The sequence below is a fragment of the Sphingobacterium sp. G1-14 genome (genome assembly GCF_002196555.1).
Classification (GTDB): Bacteria; Bacteroidota; Bacteroidia; order Sphingobacteriales; family Sphingobacteriaceae; genus Sphingobacterium; species Sphingobacterium siyangense.
Window position 1 is genome coordinate 3,336,160 of sequence record NZ_CP021381.1, and the last position, 24,878, is coordinate 3,361,037.

Consider the following 24,878-nt stretch of genomic DNA (forward strand, 5'->3'; position numbering starts at 1 on the left):
TATTTATAGTTTATATAAAACTCTAACAAACAAAGGTTTAATTTGTTTACCCTACACGATTTAACGATCAAAATCACCCGAAAGCCATTTTGGAAGAACAAACTCGGATGCCAGATGGGCCCATTGGTAACTTTGCCAATCAGCTCTACTGATCCACAGCACTTCTTCCAGTTCTTCATAAGCCTCAAATGCATGACGCTCTGCCAGTTTGATTAAATAGATATAGCCCTCGACCACCGTATTTACCTCATTTACAGCCTGTGTACTGTGACTACCAATAAAGCTTATTTCCATGCTGCTCACATCATACCGAAGCTCCTCTTTCAGTTCACGAATTAAGGTCTGCTCACGGCTTTCTTCCGGCCCTACCTTCCCCCCAGGTAGCTGAAAATAGCTAGACCCTTTTTTACGAACCATTAGCAAATCTCCTTCCGGAGCAAGCATCACCGCCGAGCAAATAACAATTTTGTCCATATCATTTATTTCATATCACAAAACTAACTTTTTATCCATCATCGAAGAAATATCTCCCCCGCATTCAAGACAGCTCTTTAAAATAAAATTTTACCGCAATAAACGCCTTATCATTGAAAATCTGTTACAGTTCACAAAACGAATAGTAAGGTTTAACAGCAAATCTATTTCCTTCAACTGCAATAAAATTGCAAATAATAAACTAATTATCTAAGTTTAAGGTATAAAACGATAATCTATACTTCCATATATGAATCGAAGATTAACCTGTTTAATACTAAGCATATTGTTTCTATTGCCGGGATGCCAGCAGGACAAGAAAAACACAGCAAAAACCAATCAGCAAACTGAGCAGCAAAAACCTACTCCCCCTAAAGAGCAGGTTGAGCAGAAAAAAATACTTACCGCTGAGGATATTATCTTAAAAAAAGAGCTGCTTTACAACAAATACACCCTGGAAGACAGCTATCCTTACAAAGACACCACACGCAGTTTTCAATGGGAAAAGATCAAAGAACGCCTGGCCTTTATCGAAAATTTTCAACAGACGCCATCGCTGTATGGGGTTCTACAGAATTATCAAAATGAAAAAGGCGAAGCCCCAACAATACAGGACTATAAACGGGACTCTTATAAACGCGTATCCGACAGTTTCAACGTCGAACGCTATCAAGCGGCACCACTCTACGATCTTAACAGCGCCAAAGCTGTTCGTTACGGTCGGGACGGCTGGCTCGTCCGCATACAAGGCCCCGACAGCATAGCTCGAATTCCGATTGAAGGTATTTCATTCGAAGGAAAATATACAGTTCCCAAAAGGTATCTGCGTATTATTAGCGACACTGTGCAGTTCAAGATCATCAATGTCGTCGATGTAAAAAACCAAAATATCTGCACCTTGGAAAAAGTCGGAAACGAATGGCTTGTCCGAAGCATGAATCCTGTGACGAGTGGTCGGCACAAACCTCCCCATGCCCAGGAAACTCCAACAGGCCTCTTTGTTGTGCAGGAACACAAATCCAAGATGTTTTATTATGAAGACGGTACCAAAACTTACGCCGGTTTCGCACCTTATGCCACCCGATTTACCGCCGGGGCCTATATACATGGAGTTCCAGTCAACAATCCCAATGGCAGCATTATCGAATATAGTGAGAGCCTAGGCACAACACCCAAGTCGCATATGTGCGTCAGAAATGCGTCATCTCACGCTCAATTTGTCTATAAACGGTCAAAAGACCTCGCTTCACTGGTCGTTGTTATTGATTAACAATATTTAACATTCTGTAAATCAAATATGTATTAACTTTAATAATTAATTTTGTAAACATCTACACAGAAAAGGGAGAAGAATGGGAAATACGTTTATGTTTCTTTTGATGGCACTCAATACAGCATTGTCTTCACAAGAAGAATTAAAAACAACAGATCAACAAACCACCAGCACTCATCGTATCAATGTCGAACGTCAACGCACCGAAGTTGACTCGTTGTATGATGAAATGAATCTAGGCAAAGTATTAAAATACGAAGCGTTTCGTCAAGCAATGGAAGGCAGAAAAGAACTTCCGATCCACAACAAGGACATCATGACCGTCATTGACTTTTCATTGGCATCAACGGAAAAAAGGCTTGTGGTACTCGACCTTGCGCACAAAAGAGTACTTTTCAACACACTGGTTGCGCATGGAAAAAATAGCGGAGAAAACTATGCTGTCAATTTTTCAAATCAACAGGAGTCACTTAAAAGTTCTTTAGGGTTCTTCACAACAGAAAACACGTACAACGGCGAGAATGGTTACTCCTTGGTATTAAATGGTCTTGAAGAAGGTATAAATGACAATGCAAAAGCAAGATATGTTGTGATGCATGGCGCCGATTACTGTAGCACAGGAACAATAGCAAACTTAGGCAGACTCGGTAAAAGCTACGGCTGCCCCGCAGTACCAAGGGAATTTGCAGGCCCTATCATTAACACCATCAAAGATGGAACGTTGTTGTTTATTTATGCCGACAACTCCGAGTATCTCACAAAGACACACTTGATCCATCAACCCAATATATTGATGGCGCAATTTCAAAAAAGACCGCCTGCATTTGATCACGAAGGCTAATAAATAAAAAAAGCCTGATGGAAATACTTCATCAGGCTTTTTTTATTTATAAATTGTCTTTCGATACACCGCTACCGGACCAACACGATTCTAAGATTTATGCTTTTTCTTAAATTTCAACATCCAATTGTAAATTGCATCATCATGGAACAATCGCTCCACACTTCCATGCGTCCCCCCTTTTATCACATTTAAGCTCACATTTGCATCCGGATCTTCTCTTTTGATCGCATTCATAATTTTTCTGGATTCCGAAATTGGCACGGCACGATCAGCGGTACCATGATGAAGCCATATCGGCACCTGCGTCAGGTTAGATGCATACTGACTCGATCCGCCGCCACATATTGCTACTGCAGCAGCCACCCTTTCGGGATATTTACCAGCCACATCCATGGTACCATAGCCCCCCATACTCATGCCGCAAACGTAAATACGGTCGGGGTCAGCATTATAATGTTCAATAACATAGTCAATAATTTCGATTACTTTGTCCGGATCCCATCCTCCCCGGGACTGTGGCGCAACAATTATCCCAGGCACCTCCTGCCCTTTGTTGATGGCATACAATACACCATAACGCTTTACACGATCTAAATTTGTCCCGGACAAACTTCTTCCATGCAAAAACACAAATACAGGCTGTTTTTCAGACTCCAAAGAATCCGGTGCGGCATCTTTCAATAAAAAAGGATAAGCAGTTTCTCCTTTTATAGCGTGTATTTCCTGCGCGTTTACGCGCATCAACAGCATAAAGAAAAAACAGATATACAGGTAAACTTTTCGCATATTTCTTGTCTATGACTACCTAGCTTAATTTTGGAGCACTAAAAATACAATTAAATGACTTTTATGGCACGCATTTAACATGTTTTAACATTTCAACTGCGACAGCATTACACTTTAGCACAAAGCAAAGACTTCATCCCATATTGGCCCAAACTGATCATTTGAAAGATTCCATCCAATTATAATTGCATTTCATGCCAAATTTATCTTAGTTTGTAACATTGCGCAAAATATCCAAGCTCTCACATGAAAATATTGCATACCGCCGATTGGCATTTAGGAAAACGATTGGACAGTTTCTCCCGGATAGATGAACAAGTACTGGTCATGGATGAAATCGTTGATATCGCAGACCGGGAAAACGTGGATCTCGTGATCATCGCAGGAGATCTGTTCGATGCCTTCAATCCCGGTGTGGAAGCCATCGAGCTATTCTACCGAACAATCAAGCGTCTTACCAAGAATGGTATACGCCCAGTAATAGCAATCGCGGGCAATCACGATTCCCCCCATTTGATTGACGCGCCCGATCCTTTGGCACGAGCGTCGGGCATCATCCTAATCGGGCATCCGCATGCTGTGGTTACCCCTTTCGCAACAGATGGTTTCACCGTGTTACAGTCAGATACGGGCTTCATTGAATTGAGCTTACCGCAATTTGACTACCCGATTCGTATTCTTCATACAGCCTATGCTAACGAAATACGCTTAAAACAATATCTAGGCGAAGAGAAAGAAAGTAAATTAAATGAGGTCTTAGCAGCAAATTGGCAAAAAATAGCCAATACCTATTGCGATGATAAAGGCGTGAATATATTGACGGCACATCTTTACATGAATAAATTGGGCAGCGCACTTTTAGAGGAGCCTGACGGCGAAAAACCGGTCAAAATTGGCAATGCAGACTTAATCTATTCAGAGGCCATCCCACCACAGGTCCAATACACCGCATTAGGGCATCTCCACGGGTATAAAAATATCGGTTCTGCCGAAAAACCGGTGGTTTATGCATCTTCGCCTCTATGTTATAGTTTTTCGGAGGCTGGGCAAGTAAAATACGTTGCGCTGGTCAATGTATCGGCCGGCGAGCAAGCAAGTGTTGAGCCCATTCCACTAACTCAGGGCAAACCACTGATCCGAAAATCGTTCGACGATATTGAACTGTGCATATCCTGGTTGTCTGAAAACCCCGATGCTTTGGTGGAGCTCACGCTAAAATCAGAAACCTTCTTAAAAGCCGAGGACCGCAAGCGAATCTATCAGAGCCATTCGGGAATAATCTATCTCATTCCGCTCGTTAAACAAGAGGAGCAAGCGCTTCTAGATAACAAAGAAATCAATCTTACACAAGACATGTCGACCTTATTCAACGATTATTTCAAATCCAAGAATGGCAATCAGGCGCCCAATGATGACATCCTTGATCTTTTTCGCGAAATCCTAAACTCTTAATCCATGATTCCATTAAAGCTAACTCTAGAGGGGATATACTCCTATCAAGAACGTCAGACGATCGATTTTACGGCGCTTTCTCAAGCGGGGCTTTTTGGTATCTTCGGTGCTGTAGGCTCCGGTAAATCATCGATATTGGAAGCGATTACCTACGCCTTATTTGGAGAAACGGAACGCCTGAATGCACGGGATAAACGCGCTTATAACATGATGAATCTCAAGTCCAATCGATCTTATATCGAGCTTGATTTTGTCAATTTCGAAGACCGTACATTTAGAATTACCCGCGAATTTAAACGCAATTCCAAAAATTTCGATGATGTAAAATCCCCCACGGTTGTACTCTACGAAAAAATAAATGAAGAATGGGTTCCACTGGAAAGCAGCAATACACAGCATATCATTGGATTAAGCTATGAGAACTTTAAAAGAACAATCATCATTCCCCAAGGGCAGTTCAAAGAGTTTATAGAACTTGGCGCCAAGGAACGGACAGATATGATGAAAGAGATTTTTCAACTGCATCGATTTGACCTGCAGGATAAAGTTTCCAACCTTTATAAAAAAAATCAGTCCGAACTGGATCACCTCAACGGTCAATTAATAGGTTTTGACGAGGTTACAAGCGAACAGATAGAAACGACCGAAACAAATCTCCAACTAGCAGTCGAGTCCTTTGTCGCGATTGAATCGTCGTACAAGTCGCATCATGAAAAGTTCTTAAGGCTCAAAAAACTTAAAGAGGATGTCCTAGAGCTTCGTACGGTGAAGGCGCTCTTTCAGCAATTGCTAGAACAAAAAGGTGAAAAAGAGACCTTACGATTAAAGTTAAACCGCTTTGAGGAAGCGCAAACCAACTTTCTACATATTCTTAAATCCAAGGAAAAATTAGCACAAGAAGGCCTAATTGCACATAAAAGAGTAGAAACCGAAAAAAAGAGACAGGCCGAAATTCAGCAGCTGATGCAGGAGCATTCCTCAAATCTCAATCTGTTGAAATCACAATACGAACTGCTGCCGCAACGTCGTGTCCAGGAACTGGATCTTGAATTGATAAGCCAATTGATTACGTTTTCAAATGAAATTAAGAGTTTACAGGATCGGGCACAGAAGGGGCGCAATTTTGTGGAGGAAACAAGAGCGCAACAACGACATTTTAAAGCCAAAATCCAAGAGACAGAAATTCAGATCGCTAGTCTAAAGCAATCAAAGCCTTCTGCCCATGAACTCATGGAGCTGGGCCAGTGGTACACCAAACAGCAGGGCATCCAACAACAGGAAGACGATCTAAACAAGCAGGCCATTGATTTAGAAACAAGTATAGCTGTGCTGAAGCAGGAACTCCAGGCCATTCATCCGGACCTCGAAAAATTCCGATCAAATCACCTCCTTGTAGCCAGTGCCGTCGAGCAAAAACTTCAGTCTCTCCAAGATGAAAAATCACATCTTCTCCTGCAGCAAAGGTTGACCCAATATGCAGAAAACCTTAAAGCAGGATCCCCATGTCCACTATGTGGAGCATTGGAACATCCTGCTATCAACCAAGGACAGGATATTTCCCAGGAAGTTGCCGCCAATGAAAAATTGATTGCCGAGGCAAATGAAAGTCTTAAGCATCAACAGGAGCAACAATTCCAAGTCGAAAAACTCCAGCTGCGCTTGCAGTCATTAAATGATCAGCAACAAGATCTAAACACGAAAATTCAGCTGAATGCCAATAACAAAATTGTGCATGCTCAGCAATTTACATGGATCGGTTATAGCGCTACGGATGAATCCAGCTACACATCAAATAAGCAGGAACTTGCCCGGATCGAAACACAGATAACAACAGTGGAGCAACAGCTTGGTGAGCACCAGGCTACACTCGCTTCCGTTGAGGAAAAGCTGGAGAAATACAATAAAGCACTGCATCAGTTTGAACGTGATGAAGCAAGCAAACAGGCCCAGATTAATCAAAATATGGGGAACCTGAAAGCGCTGCGCTGGTCTGATTATGAGATGCGGGAATCCGAAGCAGTTGAAAAGGAATATATTGCACTGAAAAGATCAAATCTGGATATTGAGCACGATTACATTACTTTAAGCGAACGATTAAATGAGTTAAACAGTCAATTTGCAGCACAATACAGCTTGGTACAGACGATTGTTGAACAGCTTGCAGATATCCGTCGTGAAAGTCAAGAAACCGATGCTACAATCCAGCAGCTACTTGTGGCTTCACCCTTTGAAACTTTGGCAGAGATTCGGCAAATTCTTGCCGAGAATTTGTCTGTCATACAGATCCGACAAGAGCTTGAACAGTTTCAAATCCAGTTTGAAACTGCGAAGGCACAGATCAGTCAGTTGGAAAAGAAACTCGTCGACCAGGTATATGACGAGAACGAATTTCTTGCACAAGAAAAAATCTTGGATGAGAGCGCCCAACAATTGAAAGCGAGCACTGAAGCTGTTGCCCGACTTCAGCAGGAGCGCGATCAGCTAAAAATCGCCTATGCAAAAAAGGAAAATCTCCTGCAACAACAGGTAAAACTAAACTTACGCCATGACAATTTGAAGCAACTTTTTAATCTCTTTAAAGGTGCGGGCTTTGTACAATATGTTTCTTCGATTTACCTACGACAGCTGTGTGATCATGCGAATATTCGTTTCCATCGCATGACCCGAAATCAGCTTAGCTTACAGCTGAACGACAACAATGAATTTGAAATTATAGATTATTTGAATGAAGGAAAAAGTCGCAGCGTAAAAACACTATCCGGTGGACAGGCATTTCAGGTATCCCTAAGTTTGGCTTTGGCTTTGGCAGAAAGTGTACAGTCAAATTCACGTGCGGCCAAAAACTTCTTTTTTATCGATGAAGGTTTTGGAACACAAGATATCACTTCTGTTAATATTGTTTTCGAAACGCTATTGGATTTACATAAGGAAAACCGGATCGTCGGCATTATTTCACATGTTGAAGAACTCAAAGAACGTATTCCAGTGTCCCTTTCGATAGAAAAGGACGAAGAACAAGGTAGCCAAATTTTTATCAATTAATTCCGTTTTATTTTGTATATTAGTTATAGCGGTCCCGCTGAACAAGCCTGATCGCTATAACCAACAAAAACAAAAGATTATGGGCTTATTTTCAAACAACAAAAAAGGAAAAGGGTCTCATCCTTTTTTTCATAAAGCGACCAAAGCAGTAGTCAACACGACCTTTTCAGCTAAAGATTCCAGTCCATTAAGGACAACACAATCCATGCTTTTTGTCAAACAATACGATATCCTAACGATCTTGAGGGAGGTTTTAATGCCGCAGAATCAAAACTAAATTCGAATAAAAAGGCTTATCTTTCTATCCAAAAGTGAACAATTGGTTTGGAGTTGCCGGATGCAAAATAGCGTCATTGCCATTCTCATGTAGCCACCTCATCCAAACTGCTCCGGGGACAAAAAAAGAAATTCAAAAAATCATTGAAATTATAAAAAAGGAAGTTTAATTTAACAAGATAAAACTTTTCTAAAAAAATATTGTCATACGATAAATAACAATCGATAGACAGTATATTTGTCAGCTATATGAAGTACAAACAAATCAACAATAATTCCATCAATCAAATCATGCTAATCGTCATCATTCTGGCGATATGTATATTGATCTTTACAAGCTTATTTTACTACCTACCCGGTTTTCTGGGGGCAGTTACCTTATATGTTCTTTTTAGAAAAATCAACTTTAAGTTGACTGAAGAAAAAAAATGGAATAAATCTTTCGCCAGTATTTTATTGATATTATTGACCATCATATTCTTGGTAGGACCACTCTATCTGTTAATCAACTACATGGTACCTCAGGTAACAGAAGTCATTAGCAACAAAGACGATCTGATGCACAAGTTTGACTCGATCAAAACCTACTTTAAAGACAGCCCTTATTTAAGCAATATTGATCTTTCAGATACTGCCTTAATGGGAGCGCTTCAAAAAGCAGCTAAATTCATACCCAATATTCTGAATTCCGTTGCAGAAGTGGGTGTCAATATATTGGTTGCTCTGTTTGTTTTGTATTTCATGTTGGTTAGCAGCAAAAAATTAGAACAAACTATCTATCAAGCGATCCCTTTCACCAAGGCCAGTAAAGCCGAATTGTGGAAAGAGTTTGACATGATGGTAAAATCCAATGCAATCGGTATCCCGATTTTGGCCATGTGCCAAGGTATTGTAGCCGGTCTTGGCTATTGGTTCTTTGGCTTGGAAAGCCCTATCTTTCTAGGGATACTCACCGCTGTTTCCACCATAATTCCTATTTTGGGAACGATGGTGGTCTATCTACCGGCAGCGCTTTTTCTACTTGCGAATGGGCAGTCCGGAAATGCAATAGGTCTTGCCTTATACGGGATCATTATCATCGGGAGTATTGATAATGTACTTCGGTTTACCATATTGAAAAAGTTGGGCGATGTACATCCACTAATAACCGTGTTCGGTGTATTGTTAGGATTAAATCTATTTGGTATGCTGGGATTGATCTTCGGTCCGCTCATTTTATCCTGCGTTAGCGTACTCCTGAAAGTCTACAGTATTGAATTTGGACGAAGTACGCCTGAAATCATTCAATCTACCTCATTGACAGACACAAAGTCTACTCATGACAGCCCTGACATTATAGAATAAGGGCACTTCAATAGGTTAAGTTGATTTGATCACAAATGCATCAATATCCAGTAAACTGTCATAAATGAGATTCAACGATTGATAATCCCTTTTTTTTTATAGTTTTGAATCATTAATACAATAGATTGTTCAATGTTTTCTACGCAGAATTTGACGATTTATTAAGCATAAATATTAAAACGATAAAATCACTAAAACTGATTTAAAAGCAAACGTATTCTATGAATAAAAAGATAATCTTAGGAGTGACAGTGGCATTGGCTGCCGGAATTCTTTCCTCATGTAACAACAACAAACCGAAAACAGATCATACTGCAAATACGACCCAGGAAGCCAGCGCCGAAAGCCATGACCATGCAAGTCACGATCATGCAGGCCACGACCATAGTCAAGCTGCACCAACACAATCTTCCGACCCTGCAGCCATTCTCCCTAATTTCACATTTTATCAGCTTCGTTCGGGCATCCGTGTTACGCAGGAAAACGTTGCCAAAGACAAGAATACCGTTTTTATCCTATTTGATCCAGGATGTAGTCATTGTCAACATGAAGCTACGGAGCTAGAAAAGAATATTGATCGTATAAAAGACGTCAATATCTATTATATTTCCATGAATGACCCGGCATTAGTATTAGGTTTTTTTGACACATTCGCTCCTAAACTATCCAAAGCATCTAACGTAGAGGTATTGATTGATAAAGACCAAACGTTTATACAAACAATCCATGTGCCTTCACAATTTCCGGCAAATTATGTGTATGGTGCTGATGGAAAGCTAAAAGCACATTGGGAAGGTGAAAAAAATATTAACGAAGCAATCAGCCAATTTCATAAATAATCTGAAATGCTAAACATAGCAATCAATGGATTCGGACGTATCGGTAGAAATACACTACGTAATATCTTTTTAAGAGGGGCTTTCGATGAACTGCAGGTCATTGCTATCAATGATCTGACAGACACCAAGACGTTGGCCCACCTATTTAAATATGATTCTGTACATGGTCCTTTTCCTGGTACCGTAACCCACGATGACCAACATATTATTGTCAATGGTCTTTCCATCTTGGTCACCAATGAAAAAGATCCGGCGGAACTGCCTTGGAAGGAGCTTCAGATTGATGTCGTCATAGAATCTACGGGGTACTTTACCAGTCGTGACAAAGCGTCGCTGCACTTGGAAGCTGGTGCAAAAAAAGTGATTATTTCCGCACCGGCACAAGATAAAGACATTCCAACAGTGGTATTGGGCATTAATGATCGTGTCATTGATCTATCTGCTTCGATTTTATCCAATGCCTCCTGTACAACAAACAATGTTGCTCCCCTAGTTAAAATATTGGATGAAAATTGGGGCATCAAAGATGGCTATATTACCACGGTTCACTCCATGACTGGAGACCAAAATCTTCACGACGCACCACATAAAGATTTAAGGAGAGCGCGGGCAGCATCGTCGGCGATCATTCCAACAACTACTGGTGCTGCTAAGGCCATAACCAATGTCTTTCCACATTTGCAGCATAAATTAGGGGGCGCAGGCATACGTGTACCTGTACTCAATGGCTCATTGACGGACTTTACCTGTACACTTGAGAAAGAAACCACGGTAGAAGAAATTAATAAAGCGTTCAAAGCTGCAGCAGAAAACGACTTAAAAAATGTATTATTTTATACAGAAGACCCTATCGTTTCGGTAGATATCATCAATAACCCCTATTCATGTGTATTTGATGCCCAGTTAACCTCGGTAGTGGGTGGTCTGGTCAAGGTCGTAGGCTGGTATGACAATGAATTTGGTTATTCTAATCGTTTGGTTGACCTCCTGATCAAGATCGACAAGCTTGTATAATCTAGCTACCCCTGCAGCATCTTACGATAGGTTCCGGTATAAAAAAAGCGTCCTTGCCAGCTATAGTTGACAAGGACGCTTTTTTCTTCACGCCTTAATTTTACATTTCCCCTTCTACGCCCAAACCAAACAACGCAAAATCATATTTGACCGGATCCAACGGATCTAGTAGGCGTAGATTGGCCGTTAATTCCTGAGCTGTTTTCCAATTCACTTTATCCAATGTAATTAGACCAAATTTGCGGGCAACACGCTCAACATGGACATCGCACGGACAGATTAGATCTTTTGGGGAAAGACGCTGCCAAAGCCCAAAGTCTACCCCTTTTGTATCTTTTCTGACCATCCAGCGTAAAAACATATTGATCCGCTTGACGGTTGACTTCTGTGCTGGACTACTAATGTGTTTCCGTGTGCGAACAGGATAGTCAGGCAACGAAAAGAAATAGGTTTTAAAGGCATTCAGTGCCATTTCTAAATCGACCTCTTCACAGTTCTCCTGCCCTACGAGAAAAGCATCTTCCAAAGATTCGAAATGCTGATAGTGATGCTTAAAAAAAGAAACAAAATAAAGAATATCGGTATCATTGAACGTGCGGTGTTTAAATCCCAGTAAGGTTTTTAAATCCTGCTCTTGGTGATTGATGATATAATCGTATGGCGAACCATCCATTCGAGCCACCAGCTCGTTGCATTTATTGATAATCGTCTTTCTTTGCCCCCAAGCCATAATGGAAGCCAAGAATCCCATGATTTCAATGTCCTGCTTCGCTGAAAATTGATGCGGAATCGATATGGGATCATTTAGAATAAAACCAGGTTGATTATATTCATCAACTTTCTTATCCAAGAAATCTTTCAGATCAAAATCAACTGCCATGCTAATCCTTATCTTCCTGTCTGCAATATGCCTTTACAAATCTTTGCAATCAAGCCTGGACCTTCGTAGATAAAACCGGTATAAACTTGAATGAGACTGGCTCCAGCATCTAACTTCTCAATGGCATCTTTCGCCGAATGAATCCCCCCTACACCAATGATCGGAAATGCCTTGTTGGACTTTTCACTTAAGTAGCGAATAACTTCTGTTGAACGCTTGGTCAAAGGACGTCCACTTACCCCGCCCGCTTCATTAATCAGTTCCTGTTGACTCTTTAAGCCTTCTCTTGAAATTGTCGTATTCGTTGCGATGACGCCTGCAATTTGTGTCTCCAATACGATCTCGACGATATCATCCAATTGACTATCCGTCAAATCAGGTGCTATTTTAAGCAAAATTGGCTTCGGAGCTGTTTTAGCTACATTGAGGCTCTGTAAAGTATTTAATAGATGTTTTAAAGGTTCCTTTTCCTGCAAATCGCGTAAGCCCGGTGTATTCGGGGAGCTCACATTGACCACAAAATAATCCACGTAGTCAAACAATGCATTGAAGCAATAAATGTAGTCATTGACAGCTTCTTCATTAGGCGTCACCTTATTCTTACCGATATTCCCCCCTATTAACAATCCTTTTCGATCCTTTAGATTTTTCAATCTTGTGGCGGCAACGTCTGCCCCTTGATTATTAAATCCCATTCTATTGATCAAAGCTTCATCGGAAACAAGTCGGAACATCCTGGGTTTATCGTTGCCCGGTTGTGGCTTGGGAGTTACCGTTCCAATTTCGATAAAACCAAATCCCAAATTAGTCATATCTGCAATATATTCCGCATTTTTATCAAAGCCAGCAGCAAGGCCCACAGGATTTTTAAATTTCAATCCAAAGACTTCGCGTTCCAAACGTGGATCTTCCACGGTAAAAAAAGCGTTCAATAATTGTTTGGCGCCCCAAATTTTTGAGAAAACATTCAATCCACCGGTCACTTTATGGTGAGCCGTCTCCGGATTCATTGTAAAGAATATAGGTTTGACTAATTTATACATAATCGCAAAGTTACTCAAAGAAGAAGAAATATTCATTACTTTTGTACTTTTGCAGTTGAAATGATATCAATAAATAATTTAACATTTGAAATAGGATCTCGCGCTTTATATGACGAAGCAAACTGGCATATCAAACCAGGAGATAAAGTTGGCTTGATCGGTGCCAATGGTACAGGTAAATCGACTTTACTTCGCCTTATTGTCGGTCAATATACGCCCACATCAGGAACGATTTCCATGGCGAAGGACCTTAAGATTGGTTATTTAAACCAGGACTTATTGTCGTACCATTCTGACAAAAGCATTTTGCATGTTGCCATGGAAGCTTTTGAACGCCAAAATCAATTACATGCCGAAATCGAAGGTTTACTCCACAAACTAGAAACAGATTATTCGGATGACATCCTGAATAAACTAAGCGATAAACAAGTAGAATTTGAGGCCTTAGATGGTTATAACATCGAGTTTAAGGCGCACGAAATCCTTGCTGGTCTAGGTTTTTCGGAAGAAGAACAAAAAAGACCATTGGCCACTTTCTCTGGAGGATGGCGTATGCGGGTTATGCTTGCCCGTATCTTATTGCAAACTCCGGATATTCTGTTACTGGATGAGCCGACCAACCACATGGACTTACCTTCCATCAAATGGCTGGAGAACTATCTGCAAGCATTTGATGGCGCCATTGTGATTGTTTCCCACGATCGATATTTCCTTGACCGCATCATCAAGAAAACGGTAGAATCACGTAAAGGAAAATTAACACTTTATGCAGGTAATTACAGTTTTTATCTTGAAGAGAAGGAATTACGGAATGAATTGCAGGCCAATCAGTTTAAAAACCAGCAAGCCAAGATAAAACAGGAAGAACGTTTAATTGAGCGTTTCCGCGCTAAGGCTTCCAAAGCCAAAATGGCGCAGTCGCGGATCAAAGCGTTGGATCGCTTGGAGAGAATTGACGATGTTGACGATGACAACCCTACAGTAAACTTCAGCTTTAAATTTTCAAAACCTTCAGGTCGTCACGTTGTAACGTTGGAAAATATTTCCAAGTCCTACCCTAACCTGGAGATCTTAAAAAATACCTCAGCAATTATAGAAAAGGGTGATAAGATTGCACTAATTGGTGCCAATGGTAAAGGTAAATCTACCCTCTTACGTATCGTGGCTAACGCGGATCACGAGTTTGAAGGAAAGGCAGAACAGGGACACAATGTTTCGCAAACATTTTTTGCACAACATCAGCTGGAAGCCTTACACCTGGAAAATTCCATCCTTGCCGAGTTACAAACTTTTGCACCGAAGCATACAGAGACCGAATTGCGCTCCATTCTTGGATGTTTTCTATTCACTGGAGACGATGCTTTCAAAAAGATCAAAGTACTTTCCGGAGGCGAGAAATCACGTGTGGCTCTTGCAAAAGCATTAACCGCAGACGCGAACTTCTTAGCGCTCGATGAACCTACCAACCACTTGGATATGCAGTCTGTCAACATTCTGATCCAGGCTTTGCAGCAATACGAAGGTACATTTATCGTTGTATCCCACGACCGGTATTTCTTGGACAATGTGGCGAACAAAATCTGGTACATTGAGGACAAACAGATCAAGGAGTACCCAGGTACTTACCAGGAGTATGAAGAATGGGCTGCAAAACGCGTTGTGAAGACGGAGGTAAAAACCGAGAAAAAATTCAAGGAAGAACCCAAAGTAAAGAAAGAGAAGCAACCACTTACGGAAGATAAGACACGTTTGTTGAGCAAGAAAAATAAGGAGCTAACGTCTTTTGAACAAAAAATTGATGAGCAGGAAATTTTAGTCAAAAACTTAGAATCGAAGCTTGCGGACGAAGCGGTTTATTCGGATGCGACTAAGTTACAGGAAACTACACGTTCTTACAACTCAGCAAAGGCATTATTGACACAATTCCAGGAGAGTTGGGAGCAGTTGGCAGAAGAAATCATGGATTTGGAAAATGATTAATTTTTTTGGCTTAAAATCAGCTTATTAAGCATTAGAGCGTGATTTTAAGCCAAAATTATTTGCAGGAATAGGATTAAAGCCCTACTTTTGCATCACTTCAAACAAGGAACGGTAGTTCAAAAATAAAGAAGTAAGATTCCGTAGCTCAGCTGGTAGAGCAATACACTTTTAATGTATGGGTCCTGGGTTCGAATCCCAGCGGGATCACAGAAAAAAGCTAATCGCAAGATTAGCTTTTTTTGTTTATATGAATTATAAATGACAAAGACTGGACGATTATGTTATCTATTCTCACTCAATGACTTTAACCTTTTAATTCCGTTCAAAATACCTCCTCTAATCATATTTCCATATCCGTCATCAGATAATTTGTCCGTGAACGAAAGTGCTGATTGATAATTTTTTTCTGCATTTTCAGCATCGCCTAGATCCTCATAGCATTTGGCAATGTTCAAGTACAGCGACGGGAAGGCCCCGCTGACATCGTTGTTCTTTATTTCTTGAGCCAAATGTAAGGCCGTCTCATCCCGTTTCAATTTGTCTGCAACACTCTTCTGATGTCTTGCTATATAATGGGCTGCTATAAATCTTTCAAAGTCATTTATCGCTTCATTCCAAGCTTGAGTAAATAATTTGCTTGCTTCTTCCGGTTTTCCCTCGATGTCCATACCTTGGGCACAAAGTTTAACGGCGTGGTTATCTGGATCTAAATACATATTGATTATTTTTAAAAATGTAACTAATCAAATTTAAAACATTCCAACTTTAGACGCGTTGATGTATGTCAAAAAATCATTTCGATTTAAGCCTGCTCAACGTTTCTTGTGTAATATCAAGATAAGAGGCAAGTATTTCTGTTACATGCTGTAGTGTGAAGCATCTGCTTATCTGGTCTATGTGTTCCTCAGTGATACTCGCGTTGTTTGTAAGATAATATTTTAGTTTTCCTATCATACCAATTATTGTTTTGTTATTTGTTTATTACTGCAAGCAGTTTTGAAGTTAATTTTTAACGACACCCATGCCAAAACGTTCTTACATGCCTAACACTTCTTGTCTATTTGAGGAAGCGCGAAACCCAGTATTTGCTTTTGAATAGTTTCAACTATTTTCAAGGTTCTGATTAATTTAGGAATATTAGGGTTCGAAAGGAGGATTGACTAGGTTTAATACAATGTAGAAATGTCTTTAAAGAATTAATCGCACTTTACTCCTATTTTTTTTACCAATTCACTAATTTGACCTAAGTGCTCCTTTCTCACTTCATCTATTGCTAAAGTTCCGCCTAGAATTAACATTTCTTTATGCTGAAAGCGTGTTCCAAGTCTGTCCTCAAGCATAACTTTTTCCATGCTCTGAGCAATACCAATTTCCTCTAAAAACTTATTAGGATGTCCGGCAGTACAGATCACTATTCCCTGCTTAATTATTTTCATCTTTGGCAGCTCTGCTACGTGGCCATAAGCATAACCAAGGCAATAAACTCTATCAAACCAGCCTTTCATCATTGCAGGACAATCGCTCCACCAAACAGGATAAAGGAAGATAATACAATCCGCATTTTCTATTTTTCGATGCTCTTCGAGCACATCATTGGGAATAGACAATTTGATATTGTTCCCCCCTTCCCGCTGGTATTCTTCTACGGTCAGATTACTCTGAAAATTGTTAGCATACAAATCGGAAACTTCAATAAAACAGTTCTCAGAAATCAACATCTTTTTTAAGTGATTATATATATCAAATGTATACGACAGATTACTAGGATGGCAGTAAACAATTAAAATATTCATAATAACAGTATTGTTTTTTCCTTCTAAGGATTACAAGATAATATATAAAGATTTCTGAAGCAAAGAATAAGTAACTGCTACCTAAACCACACTCAAACAATACCAGCACACTGCATCACACTTAAAATGAAATAATTATAAATTAATCTCATATAAATATAATATTTTACAACTAGTATCAAAAAAAACACGTAGCTTAATACAGCTGGAAGTTGGAATCATATCGTATTTTTTTAATCTTATAAATTTAAAAAATGAGAATTGCTCTATTTGGCACGCACAAAGTAGGTAAAACCACCTTAGCAGAAGAGCTGCTAGAAAAGCTTCCCGGGTATACACTGGAAGTAGAACCTTACTATCAGCTGGAATCATCGGGGCATGAATTCCTTGAAGAACCCACTGCCGAAGATTTCGTTGAACAATTTAACTACTCCGCCCAGCTAATTTCACAAAGCGGAGACAATGTAATATTCGATAGATGTGTACTCGACATCTTAGCTTATCTGTATATTCTTGATCCAAAGAAAAATATTCAGTTCCTTTTTGAAAAGACCTTTGCTATATTGGCCGAAATTGATCTTTTGGTGTTTGTCCCCATTGAAGAACCCGATTTGATACCTTGCCACAAGTCGGATCTACCCAAACTTAGATCTAAAGTTAATGATTTACTCCGCGATTGGATTGACGACTTTGGTATACAAGCTATTGAAGTAAACGGCCCATTATCGAGTCGTAATAACCAGATACATGCAAAAATTAAATCCTGAGATGTTAGATTTTTATATTATTGATGATAAACAAGTAAAACCAGATTTCCCTGAAAAGGCAGGATTGGTTTTCGCTGGACAACTTGAAGAAAAAACTTTCAGCAGTCTTCAGCGAAAAGGCATAATCGCCACACGATTTGACTATTATACGGATTTCAGGCTGGATACTGCTCTGATTAAACAAATTGAGCAAATTATACTAAACAAGGGACTCCAAATGGATACTGACATAAATAGCTTCATCCAAATACTTGACATTGCAAGTAACAAACAAAGTGGTTTAATTGCCTATAGTGATTAAACATATCTTTTGCATGAAGCGCGGTCCCTCCTTCGCTAAAACGGATCGTTTGAGCTCCCTATAAAGTTCATAAACTCAATTTTGGGCTCAACAGCAAGGTTTTTATCTCTTTGTTCCTGAAAAAGGACAAAGCTCGGTATTCTCAGCAATTGATCCTGTATCTCTTTATTCTTATATTGGGAAATATGTACGAAAGTATTGCTTTCACCACCCTGCAAAATAGTATACAGGAATTGTGTTCCATCTAACTTCCTGAAATCTTTGAGAAAGCTTTCAATCATTTTTTTATTCATGTGTACATAGTCATCATGGACACTATAGGTTACTTTAACAACGATCATTTCTTTTATTAATTTATGTTTATAAATGCACAGCGGAATTTTCAATGCGCAAAGGGAGCTTCTCGATTTCACGTAAACTGACAGTCGAAGAAAGCCTTTGTGAATTGGACAACAAGATATGAAAAATTTGGGTCATTGGATCTCGGAATGTACAATCTATAAGCATTAAAATGCCGGCAGCTGAGTGTACCAGCAATAAAAATTGTGAATCCCCATAAACGATTCGGTACATCACAAAAAATGAGACTAACCATCGGGATTTTGATACGATTTGATCAAATTTAAACCTGTTATTTCATTATTTTCAGCCATTCATTCAATAACATTTATAAACAGTTAGCAAGTCCATAGACATCTTCGAAATACAATCAGAAGCCATGAACAATAAAAACCTTTCTACAAAGCCACACTATCCCATTTTAGACGGACTACGAGGCGTCGCTGCGATTATCGTTGTAACCTTTCATCTCACGGAGCCATTGGGAACAGGACATCTCGATATCTTGGTCAACCATGGCTATTTGGCCGTTGATTTTTTCTTCCTTTTATCTGGATTTGTAATCGGCTATGCCTATGATGATCGCTGGCATAAAATGTCTATTGGTACCTTCTTTAAACGCCGTATTGAACGCCTTCAGCCGATGGTTATATTAGGTATGACTCTTGGCGCAATAGGCTTTTATTTTACAGATTCTACAATCTGGCCACTTATTCACACCGTTCCGCTCTGGAAAATGCTTTTGGTCATGCTCATTGGTTATACGATTCTTCCAGTTCCCCTCTCTTTGGATATTCGAGGCTGGCAGGAAATGCATCCGCTCAATAGTGTCGGTTGGTCATTGTTTTTTGAATATATTGCCAATATGCTATATGCCATCGGTATTCGCAAACTATCCAAAACAGGGTTAAGCATTTTGGTCTTTATTGCAGCTGTGGCACTCGCCCATTTGGCGATCACAAGTCCTACTGGAGATGTTAGCGGTGGCTGGACATTAAATGCTGAACAAGTGCGGATAGGAATCACCCGCACCATGTACCCTTTTTTTGCGGGACTCCTGCTATCCAGAATAACGAGCCCGAGCCGTATCCGACATGCTTTTTTATACTGTAGTATTTTAATCGCCATTGTATTGTATATGCCTCGTATAGGTGGAGCAGAACAGCTCTGGATGAACGGGATATATGAGTCGGTATGTATTATCATTGTATTCCCCCTGATCGTTTACCTGGGGACAAGCAGCATATCAAGCAGCAGATTAGAAAACAAGCTTTGTAAATTTCTGGGTGACATCTCGTACCCGCTATACCTCGTACACTACCCTTTCGTCTATTTTTATGTTGCCTGGATCAGCAACAATAAGGATATGACGCTTATAAAAGCTTTGCCTTATGCCCTATTGATTTTGGTAGGAAGTATTACAATGGCCTATGTAAGCTTGAAATGGTATGACGAACCTGTCCGCAAATGGCTCAGAAAGAAACTGGGTTAATGTATAAAAAATTTGCCGGCATAAGAGGCAACCGCTAAAAATAGTGCTATTCAATACACCTGTTTAACGTTTCAGTATTCTTCGAATAGCTTGTTGTTCATGCCGTAACAACAAATTAAGTTCGTCGGGACTAACAGTCGACTTTGCAGCAATAAACAATACATTTGGGTAGTCAATGAGTTTTTCTTGCAATAATTTCGCTCGCTTCATGTGAAAATCTGAGGTAATCACGATGAAGAGATCCGGAGAGATCTTTTTGATGATCTCTTTTGATAGCATAAAATCTTCGTCAGTATTTGTGGATAGTACACATGGAAGTAAATCTTTCTCCGCGACACCTCTTTCCATAAGATAAGCTTGAGCATAAGCGCCATGCGGCTTTTCTGTCCGATTGAAATGTTCACCCATGCCGCCGGTACACAAAATTGTAGTCCCTTCATTATGACAATAGAAATTATAGGCACATTCATTTCTATCTAATGCCATAACGCTGAGATTCCCCTGCTCATCATTGGGTGCGCCCAACAATAATATCAGGTTTTTAATTTTTTCCATACGATTTAAATATTCATACAATCAAATGTAATAAGACCTGGATGAAAAGCAAGTAAGAAGTCGGTTAAATTTTATCCAGCCATTATTAACTCTCAACCATTTCATGCTCAAATAAATTAAAATGTTACAAAACATTTTTCAAAGTTGATTAATCAATCGATTGACTAAACTAATTGTGATAAAAGTTTATTTTTTTACACACCAATAAAAGATGCCTTATTTATATTTATTGATACACAATATAAACCATTATGAGAAAACTTTTAAATCTAATGCTTGCAACCCTCGCTTTAGGGGCTGCATCCTGTAACAAGACCTTGGTAAATACCGAAGAAAGTGTCGAAACTCTAAAAGCAAAAACATCAACTAGCTCGGTAACAAATGAATGGAACAGTAATCCCTACAAGCTGAACGTCATCTATTTTGTTCCAAATGATGTGGATTCCATTCCCAACTTCAGAAAGCGTCTTAGCAAGATCCTGTTGGACGCCCAAAATATGTTTGCAAATAATATGGATCGCGAAGGCTTCGGCAGAAAATCCTTCGGATTGGATCTGCTCAATGACAGCCTGATTAATATCCATTACATCGCTGGAAAATATGGCAAAGCTACTTATCCGTACTCAGGGGGCAGCGGCGCTGTGAAAGCCGAAGTGGACAGCTATTTTAATCAAAATCCGTCAGGAAAAAAAAGCGAGCACAATCTAATCATTATTCCAACCTACAATACAGATCCAGCTAATCCGGGAGGCCCTCCATTCTATGGCACAGGTACCAGCTGCTACGCATTAGATTATGTAAATCTGGACGCCAAAAACTTAGGAATAGGCGGTGATATTGGATGGAAAGCAACTGTATGGATAGGTGGAATGATTCACGAACTGGGCCATGGCTTAAATGCCAGCCACAACAGAATGAACAAAACGTTAGCGCCAGCTTTAGGTACGGCATTGATGGGTTCGGGCAATTCAACCTATGGAATCTCTACAACTTCTTTGACCAGTACCACAGCAGCAACATTTAACAATAGCCAAGTATTCAGCTCTGTGGTAAGAACTGACTGGTACGCATCCGCATCTGCAGAAATAACATCCTTGTCATCAAGCTTTGTGAACAATAAGATTATCGTTTCCGGGAAATTTACAACAACAAAACCGGTCAATGACATTGTTGTTTGGCATGATAGGGAGCCATTTGGAGTGAATAACGATTATGATGCCGTACAATGGTCGACAAAAATAATTGGACAGGATAGTTTTCGATTTGAGTGCCCATTAGCTGATTTTTATGATCTGACAGGGAATTACGAAATGAGAATAGGATTTCTCCATGTCAATGGAAGCCGTACCACCTTAGGATACGCCTATAACTTCGTTAACAATATACCCGATTTATCGAAGGTTGTGACCTATAAACTGTTACCGACAACAGGTTGGTCAATTGTAGCTAGCGATAGTAATGAGCCTGGATCACCAGCCAGCAATGTATTGGATATGAATAGAAGTACGGTCTGGCATACTCCGTGGTCGTCCACTCAAACCCCGCAGCCACATTTCTTTTCCGTCAATATGGGTGCATTACGCACCGTGAAAGGTATTGCTTTCCGTAACCGCGATAATTTAAATGGAGCGATGAAAGATGTCAATATTTACTCAAGTACAAATGGTGTAAGTTGGACCTTGATCAAAACGACACAATTGAGCAAAGTCGCGGGCTCCTGGATCAATGTCGACCTTACTACATCCGTTAGCACCCAATACCTTAAAATAGAGTCGACAAGTTCTTGGGGTGATTTCTTCTATTCTCATCTTGCAGATTTTGGTGCATATTAAAACTTAGATCGATAGAATAAACGGCCGGTATAACAAATAGTACCGGCCTTTTTTAGCTTTGATCAACACCGAATAAGTGAGATTCATAATTGAGGGTAGCAAATAATTTTATATTTTTAGTAGATCATACTGACTTTGACTTATCAATAAGCTAGAAAAAACGATCGAAATAATCACTTATCACTAAAATTAGGATGAATAGACAAGAACTGATCAAAACTTTTTCTGACAACCACCATACGGTTATTGCCTATATCCAGGCATTACCTGAGCCCCATTTTTCATATCGTAATCATGAAAAATGGACGGCTGGTCAGCAGCTAAAACATATTCTCTTAACGCTTCTACCATTTCCAAAGGTACTTCAGTCAAAAGATTATATAGCCCAAAAATTCGGATCCCTGCAACGCGCAACCTGGGACTACGACACGGTGCGTAACAATTATCTCAAAACAAGCCGGCAGGCCCCAAGTCAATTTTTGCCTGAAGAAATCCTGCCCGCACAGAAAGAGGGGCTGATTGCGCAACTGGAAGAAGTATTGGCTAAAATCAATCAGCTATTTGTACTGTACAATGAAGAGGAGCTCGATAGCCTTGTTTTACCACATCCTTTGCTCGGCAAACTCAGTATTCGCGAAATGTTTTTTCTGATGAGCTATCATCCCTTACACCACCTGAATCAAATCAAGGAAAACTTGGTCTCATTCAATCAATGAGCTACACTTTATTTATCAGCTTTTCATCGAATCAGTGTTAACGGTACTGTCTATTCTCTTGTATGGACCATATCATATAAATCAAAGCCTTCAGCCCAATAGTCTTTATGGATTTCCCTTAGTATAAAACCATTTTTCTTATAAAATCCGAACGTGAATTGAGAGGTACCGACTTCGATCTTTTCAACCTGATGATGGGTGTACAGAAAGTCAATACGGTGATGCAATAGATTTTTTCCAAAACCAAATCCGTGATATTTTGGATTTAAAAAACTCCAGCTCAAAAAACCTATGCGCTCATCATCAGAAAAACCTACTCCACCGCCACCAATAATTTGCCCGTTAACCAGCGCAACAAAATACGTCTCCATTTCCTGGTCAAGATATTCTGTGAAATCGGCAACCTCGCTCTGTGCAAAGTACTTCGGTATATTCATATGAAGAATATCGATCAGCTTATTTCTGTCCTGAACATCATATTTCCTAATTTCCAAATACTTATCCATAATTGGTATGATTACAAATCCCTGTCTATTGTTAACTTACATCTCCTATAAAGTTTATTAAATATAATAATAATTTAGTGTGTTTTTATTGCGCTATTTCCAGCCCTACCGATTGGCCGTATTTTTCCTAAAAAACATTAAAAACCATCGCTATTGGCTTGATTTTTGATTAATTTTACGGTCGCACTGCGGTAAGCAGATAATCATTAAATACCCAATATGCAAAAACCTCAAAAGGATATTCCGATTTTTTTTGAAGCATTAAATCAGATGCCGATTGCAACGGCGATTTATGATAATTCGAACCTCAATATCGCATTCGCCAACTCGCGAATGCTAAATATGTGGCGTACAGAGAACGAAATATTTGGACATTCCTTTGGAGAGGTTTTTCCGGTTTTTACCCAAGAAGGGTTTACAGATATACTCCGTAATGTCTGGGAAAGCGGCGTCACCTACAAGGCATTTGAAACCCCTGCAACGATCATTGACCGTGATTTCAAGATCAAACGCTATTTTGATTTTGAATACAAACCCCTCTTTGATAAGCGTGGCCGAACTTATTCCATCCTCCACACAGCCACAGATGTCACGCATAAGATACACGAAGAGAAACTTGAAGATCAAGAAAATATAACAATCAATCCCGCAACCAACCTGCGCATGATATCCTATACGCTATCACATGATGCTAAAAATCCTTTGGCTCTTGCTAAATTGGGTATAGGTGTACTAAAAGAACATTTGGATATGCAGTCCAATAGACGGCTCGAATTGTATGATGTCATTGATCAATCAGTTGAAAACATTGCTGATATTATCGACAAAACGGTCGAACTGAGTCTTGCTCCAATTAATAGACTACGGAAACAACCTGTTCGTTTAGATCTTACATTGCCCAATTGGTGCCGGGAAGCGAAATTACTATACCGTAGCCCACATACTGAACTTATCTTTGGTGACCTTTTTCCAGTAAACAGTGATCAAAATGCAATCTACCAAATCTTTACAAACTTGATCAACAATGCGGTCAAATACTCTTCGGCCAATAAGAAAGCAGCGGTGCATATCTATAGTGAAAAAGTAACGAACGGTGTATTATATATCATCAAAGACAATGGTATCGGTATTCCCCAGCATGAACTCGAAAATATACGCATGGAAAGACTCCGTGGTTCAAATTCAACGGATTATCAGGGAAAAGGCATTGGGCTGTTTATCGTTCAGGAAATTCTTGAAAGACTCAAAGCGCAGATGGCCATCTTCAGTAAGGAGAACCAAGGGACCGAAATCCGTCTATTTTTTCCAAATTAATCGAGCGACCTAGCTC

General features: G+C 39.8%; 24 protein-coding genes and 1 tRNA gene. 16 read left to right on the plus strand and 9 right to left on the minus strand.

The window, feature by feature from the left end; genetic code table 11:
- Positions 1 to 60: 60 nt before the first annotated feature.
- Positions 61 to 474, minus strand: coding sequence for an NUDIX hydrolase (locus tag CBM24_RS14100; protein WP_088161703.1), 414 nt, complete (start codon positions 472 to 474; stop codon positions 61 to 63).
- 250 nt (positions 475 to 724) lie between these two features.
- Between CBM24_RS14100 and CBM24_RS14105 the strand changes: the two genes are divergently transcribed.
- Both CBM24_RS14105 and CBM24_RS14110 read left to right on the plus strand, forming a co-directional pair.
- Complete coding sequence (locus CBM24_RS14105) at positions 725 to 1,744, plus strand: L,D-transpeptidase (RefSeq protein WP_088161704.1); 1,020 nt, start codon at positions 725 to 727, stop codon at positions 1,742 to 1,744.
- A gap of 82 nt (positions 1,745 to 1,826) precedes the next feature.
- The gene (locus CBM24_RS14110; RefSeq protein ID WP_232475537.1) at positions 1,827 to 2,588 is read left to right on the plus strand and encodes a murein L,D-transpeptidase catalytic domain family protein; all 762 of its coding nucleotides are present in this window, start codon (positions 1,827 to 1,829) and stop codon (positions 2,586 to 2,588) included.
- 90 nt (positions 2,589 to 2,678) lie between these two features.
- On the opposite strand, the gene CBM24_RS14115 is transcribed toward CBM24_RS14110, so the two are convergent.
- On the minus strand, positions 2,679 to 3,377 hold the full coding sequence (locus tag CBM24_RS14115; protein WP_088161705.1) for a prolyl oligopeptidase family serine peptidase: 699 nt from the start codon (positions 3,375 to 3,377) through the stop codon (positions 2,679 to 2,681).
- A gap of 246 nt (positions 3,378 to 3,623) precedes the next feature.
- Here CBM24_RS14115 and CBM24_RS14120 point away from each other — a divergent pair, with 246 nt between their 5' ends.
- The 6 genes from CBM24_RS14120 to gap all read left to right on the plus strand — a co-directional run bounded on the left by CBM24_RS14120 (position 3,624) and on the right by gap (position 11,344).
- A complete protein-coding gene (locus CBM24_RS14120) occupies positions 3,624 to 4,829 on the plus strand; it encodes an exonuclease SbcCD subunit D (protein ID WP_088161706.1) in 1,206 nt (401 codons plus the stop codon).
- A 3-nt stretch (positions 4,830 to 4,832) separates the two neighbouring features.
- A complete protein-coding gene (locus tag CBM24_RS14125) occupies positions 4,833 to 7,871 on the plus strand; it encodes an AAA family ATPase (protein WP_088161707.1) in 3,039 nt (1,012 codons plus the stop codon).
- A 79-nt stretch (positions 7,872 to 7,950) separates the two neighbouring features.
- Entirely contained in the window at positions 7,951 to 8,148 is a 198-nt protein-coding gene (locus tag CBM24_RS14130; RefSeq protein ID WP_088161708.1) for a hypothetical protein, read from the plus strand.
- A 248-nt stretch (positions 8,149 to 8,396) separates the two neighbouring features.
- Positions 8,397 to 9,491, plus strand: coding sequence for an AI-2E family transporter (locus CBM24_RS14135; protein WP_075992785.1), 1,095 nt, complete (start codon positions 8,397 to 8,399; stop codon positions 9,489 to 9,491).
- Between the two features lie 221 nt (positions 9,492 to 9,712).
- Positions 9,713 to 10,330 (plus strand): TlpA family protein disulfide reductase, encoded by a 618-nt coding sequence (locus tag CBM24_RS14140; RefSeq protein ID WP_088161709.1) that lies wholly within the window; start codon positions 9,713 to 9,715, stop codon positions 10,328 to 10,330.
- Between the two features lie 6 nt (positions 10,331 to 10,336).
- Positions 10,337 to 11,344, plus strand: coding sequence for a type I glyceraldehyde-3-phosphate dehydrogenase (gene gap / locus CBM24_RS14145; RefSeq protein ID WP_088161710.1), 1,008 nt, complete (start codon positions 10,337 to 10,339; stop codon positions 11,342 to 11,344).
- A 100-nt stretch (positions 11,345 to 11,444) separates the two neighbouring features.
- Here gap and CBM24_RS14150 read toward each other — a convergent pair whose 3' ends face one another.
- Together CBM24_RS14150 and CBM24_RS14155 are read right to left on the minus strand one after the other, a co-directional pair.
- A complete protein-coding gene (locus tag CBM24_RS14150) occupies positions 11,445 to 12,224 on the minus strand; it encodes a TIGR02757 family protein (RefSeq protein WP_198385909.1) in 780 nt (259 codons plus the stop codon).
- Between the two features lie 8 nt (positions 12,225 to 12,232).
- Positions 12,233 to 13,267 (minus strand): quinone-dependent dihydroorotate dehydrogenase, encoded by a 1,035-nt coding sequence (locus CBM24_RS14155; RefSeq protein ID WP_088163570.1) that lies wholly within the window; start codon positions 13,265 to 13,267, stop codon positions 12,233 to 12,235.
- Between the two features lie 60 nt (positions 13,268 to 13,327).
- Between CBM24_RS14155 and CBM24_RS14160 the strand changes: the two genes are divergently transcribed.
- Entirely contained in the window at positions 13,328 to 15,247 is a 1,920-nt protein-coding gene (locus tag CBM24_RS14160; RefSeq protein ID WP_088161712.1) for an ABC-F family ATP-binding cassette domain-containing protein, read from the plus strand.
- Between the two features lie 134 nt (positions 15,248 to 15,381).
- Positions 15,382 to 15,454: transfer RNA gene (locus tag CBM24_RS14165), tRNA-Lys, on the plus strand.
- Between the two features lie 74 nt (positions 15,455 to 15,528).
- Here CBM24_RS14165 and CBM24_RS14170 read toward each other — a convergent pair.
- Both CBM24_RS14170 and CBM24_RS14175 read right to left on the minus strand, forming a co-directional pair.
- A complete protein-coding gene (locus CBM24_RS14170) occupies positions 15,529 to 15,963 on the minus strand; it encodes a hypothetical protein (protein ID WP_088161713.1) in 435 nt (144 codons plus the stop codon).
- A 480-nt stretch (positions 15,964 to 16,443) separates the two neighbouring features.
- Complete coding sequence (locus CBM24_RS14175) at positions 16,444 to 17,040, minus strand: NAD(P)H-dependent oxidoreductase (protein ID WP_088161714.1); 597 nt, start codon at positions 17,038 to 17,040, stop codon at positions 16,444 to 16,446.
- A 254-nt stretch (positions 17,041 to 17,294) separates the two neighbouring features.
- Between CBM24_RS14175 and CBM24_RS14180 the strand changes: the two genes are divergently transcribed.
- Both CBM24_RS14180 and CBM24_RS14185 read left to right on the plus strand, forming a co-directional pair.
- Positions 17,295 to 17,807 carry an AAA family ATPase gene (locus tag CBM24_RS14180; protein ID WP_088161715.1) on the plus strand — a complete coding sequence of 171 codons (513 nt, stop codon included), beginning with the start codon at positions 17,295 to 17,297 and terminating at the stop codon, positions 17,805 to 17,807.
- Positions 17,788 to 18,108 (plus strand): hypothetical protein, encoded by a 321-nt coding sequence (locus tag CBM24_RS14185; protein ID WP_088161716.1) that lies wholly within the window; start codon positions 17,788 to 17,790, stop codon positions 18,106 to 18,108. Before CBM24_RS14180 ends, CBM24_RS14185 begins: the two co-directional genes overlap by 20 nt.
- A gap of 35 nt (positions 18,109 to 18,143) precedes the next feature.
- Here the strand turns inward: CBM24_RS14185 and CBM24_RS14190 are convergent, their stop codons facing one another.
- Positions 18,144 to 18,449, minus strand: a complete 306-nt coding sequence (locus CBM24_RS14190; protein ID WP_088161717.1) for a hypothetical protein — start codon at positions 18,447 to 18,449, stop codon at positions 18,144 to 18,146.
- A gap of 377 nt (positions 18,450 to 18,826) precedes the next feature.
- Here CBM24_RS14190 and CBM24_RS14200 point away from each other — a divergent pair, with 377 nt between their 5' ends.
- Positions 18,827 to 19,939, plus strand: a complete 1,113-nt coding sequence (locus CBM24_RS14200; RefSeq protein ID WP_088161718.1) for an acyltransferase family protein — start codon at positions 18,827 to 18,829, stop codon at positions 19,937 to 19,939.
- 63 nt (positions 19,940 to 20,002) lie between these two features.
- On the opposite strand, the gene CBM24_RS14205 is transcribed toward CBM24_RS14200, so the two are convergent.
- Positions 20,003 to 20,494, minus strand: coding sequence for a YdcF family protein (locus tag CBM24_RS14205; protein WP_088161719.1), 492 nt, complete (start codon positions 20,492 to 20,494; stop codon positions 20,003 to 20,005).
- Between the two features lie 251 nt (positions 20,495 to 20,745).
- On the opposite strand from CBM24_RS14205, the gene CBM24_RS14210 reads away from it, so the two are divergent.
- Complete coding sequence (locus tag CBM24_RS14210; protein WP_198385910.1) at positions 20,746 to 22,326, plus strand: discoidin domain-containing protein; 1,581 nt, start codon at positions 20,746 to 20,748, stop codon at positions 22,324 to 22,326.
- A gap of 194 nt (positions 22,327 to 22,520) precedes the next feature.
- On the plus strand, positions 22,521 to 23,042 hold the full coding sequence (locus CBM24_RS14215) for a DinB family protein (RefSeq protein WP_088161720.1): 522 nt from the start codon (positions 22,521 to 22,523) through the stop codon (positions 23,040 to 23,042).
- A gap of 50 nt (positions 23,043 to 23,092) precedes the next feature.
- Here CBM24_RS14215 and CBM24_RS14220 read toward each other — a convergent pair whose 3' ends face one another.
- Complete coding sequence (locus CBM24_RS14220) at positions 23,093 to 23,548, minus strand: GNAT family N-acetyltransferase (protein WP_075992798.1); 456 nt, start codon at positions 23,546 to 23,548, stop codon at positions 23,093 to 23,095.
- Positions 23,549 to 23,767: 219 nt separating this feature from the next.
- On the opposite strand from CBM24_RS14220, the gene CBM24_RS14225 reads away from it, so the two are divergent.
- Positions 23,768 to 24,862 (plus strand): PAS domain-containing sensor histidine kinase, encoded by a 1,095-nt coding sequence (locus tag CBM24_RS14225; protein ID WP_088161721.1) that lies wholly within the window; start codon positions 23,768 to 23,770, stop codon positions 24,860 to 24,862.
- Positions 24,863 to 24,878 lie beyond the last annotated feature (16 nt).

Coding starts and splice junctions, on each gene's coding strand:
- CBM24_RS14100 (WP_088161703.1), bottom strand. CDS start 474: ATGGACAAAATTGTTATTTGCTCGGCGGTGATGCTTGCTCCGGAAGGA.
- CBM24_RS14105 (WP_088161704.1), top strand. CDS start 725: ATGAATCGAAGATTAACCTGTTTAATACTAAGCATATTGTTTCTATTG.
- CBM24_RS14110 (WP_232475537.1), top strand. CDS start 1,827: ATGGGAAATACGTTTATGTTTCTTTTGATGGCACTCAATACAGCATTG.
- CBM24_RS14115 (WP_088161705.1), bottom strand. CDS start 3,377: ATGCGAAAAGTTTACCTGTATATCTGTTTTTTCTTTATGCTGTTGATG.
- CBM24_RS14120 (WP_088161706.1), top strand. CDS start 3,624: ATGAAAATATTGCATACCGCCGATTGGCATTTAGGAAAACGATTGGAC.
- CBM24_RS14125 (WP_088161707.1), top strand. CDS start 4,833: ATGATTCCATTAAAGCTAACTCTAGAGGGGATATACTCCTATCAAGAA.
- CBM24_RS14130 (WP_088161708.1), top strand. CDS start 7,951: ATGGGCTTATTTTCAAACAACAAAAAAGGAAAAGGGTCTCATCCTTTT.
- CBM24_RS14135 (WP_075992785.1), top strand. CDS start 8,397: ATGAAGTACAAACAAATCAACAATAATTCCATCAATCAAATCATGCTA.
- CBM24_RS14140 (WP_088161709.1), top strand. CDS start 9,713: ATGAATAAAAAGATAATCTTAGGAGTGACAGTGGCATTGGCTGCCGGA.
- gap (WP_088161710.1), top strand. CDS start 10,337: ATGCTAAACATAGCAATCAATGGATTCGGACGTATCGGTAGAAATACA.
- CBM24_RS14150 (WP_198385909.1), bottom strand. CDS start 12,224: ATGGCAGTTGATTTTGATCTGAAAGATTTCTTGGATAAGAAAGTTGAT.
- CBM24_RS14155 (WP_088163570.1), bottom strand. CDS start 13,267: ATGTATAAATTAGTCAAACCTATATTCTTTACAATGAATCCGGAGACG.
- CBM24_RS14160 (WP_088161712.1), top strand. CDS start 13,328: ATGATATCAATAAATAATTTAACATTTGAAATAGGATCTCGCGCTTTA.
- CBM24_RS14170 (WP_088161713.1), bottom strand. CDS start 15,963: ATGTATTTAGATCCAGATAACCACGCCGTTAAACTTTGTGCCCAAGGT.
- CBM24_RS14175 (WP_088161714.1), bottom strand. CDS start 17,040: ATGAATATTTTAATTGTTTACTGCCATCCTAGTAATCTGTCGTATACA.
- CBM24_RS14180 (WP_088161715.1), top strand. CDS start 17,295: ATGAGAATTGCTCTATTTGGCACGCACAAAGTAGGTAAAACCACCTTA.
- CBM24_RS14185 (WP_088161716.1), top strand. CDS start 17,788: ATGCAAAAATTAAATCCTGAGATGTTAGATTTTTATATTATTGATGAT.
- CBM24_RS14190 (WP_088161717.1), bottom strand. CDS start 18,449: ATGATCGTTGTTAAAGTAACCTATAGTGTCCATGATGACTATGTACAC.
- CBM24_RS14200 (WP_088161718.1), top strand. CDS start 18,827: ATGAACAATAAAAACCTTTCTACAAAGCCACACTATCCCATTTTAGAC.
- CBM24_RS14205 (WP_088161719.1), bottom strand. CDS start 20,494: ATGGAAAAAATTAAAAACCTGATATTATTGTTGGGCGCACCCAATGAT.
- CBM24_RS14210 (WP_198385910.1), top strand. CDS start 20,746: ATGAGAAAACTTTTAAATCTAATGCTTGCAACCCTCGCTTTAGGGGCT.
- CBM24_RS14215 (WP_088161720.1), top strand. CDS start 22,521: ATGAATAGACAAGAACTGATCAAAACTTTTTCTGACAACCACCATACG.
- CBM24_RS14220 (WP_075992798.1), bottom strand. CDS start 23,548: ATGGATAAGTATTTGGAAATTAGGAAATATGATGTTCAGGACAGAAAT.
- CBM24_RS14225 (WP_088161721.1), top strand. CDS start 23,768: ATGCAAAAACCTCAAAAGGATATTCCGATTTTTTTTGAAGCATTAAAT.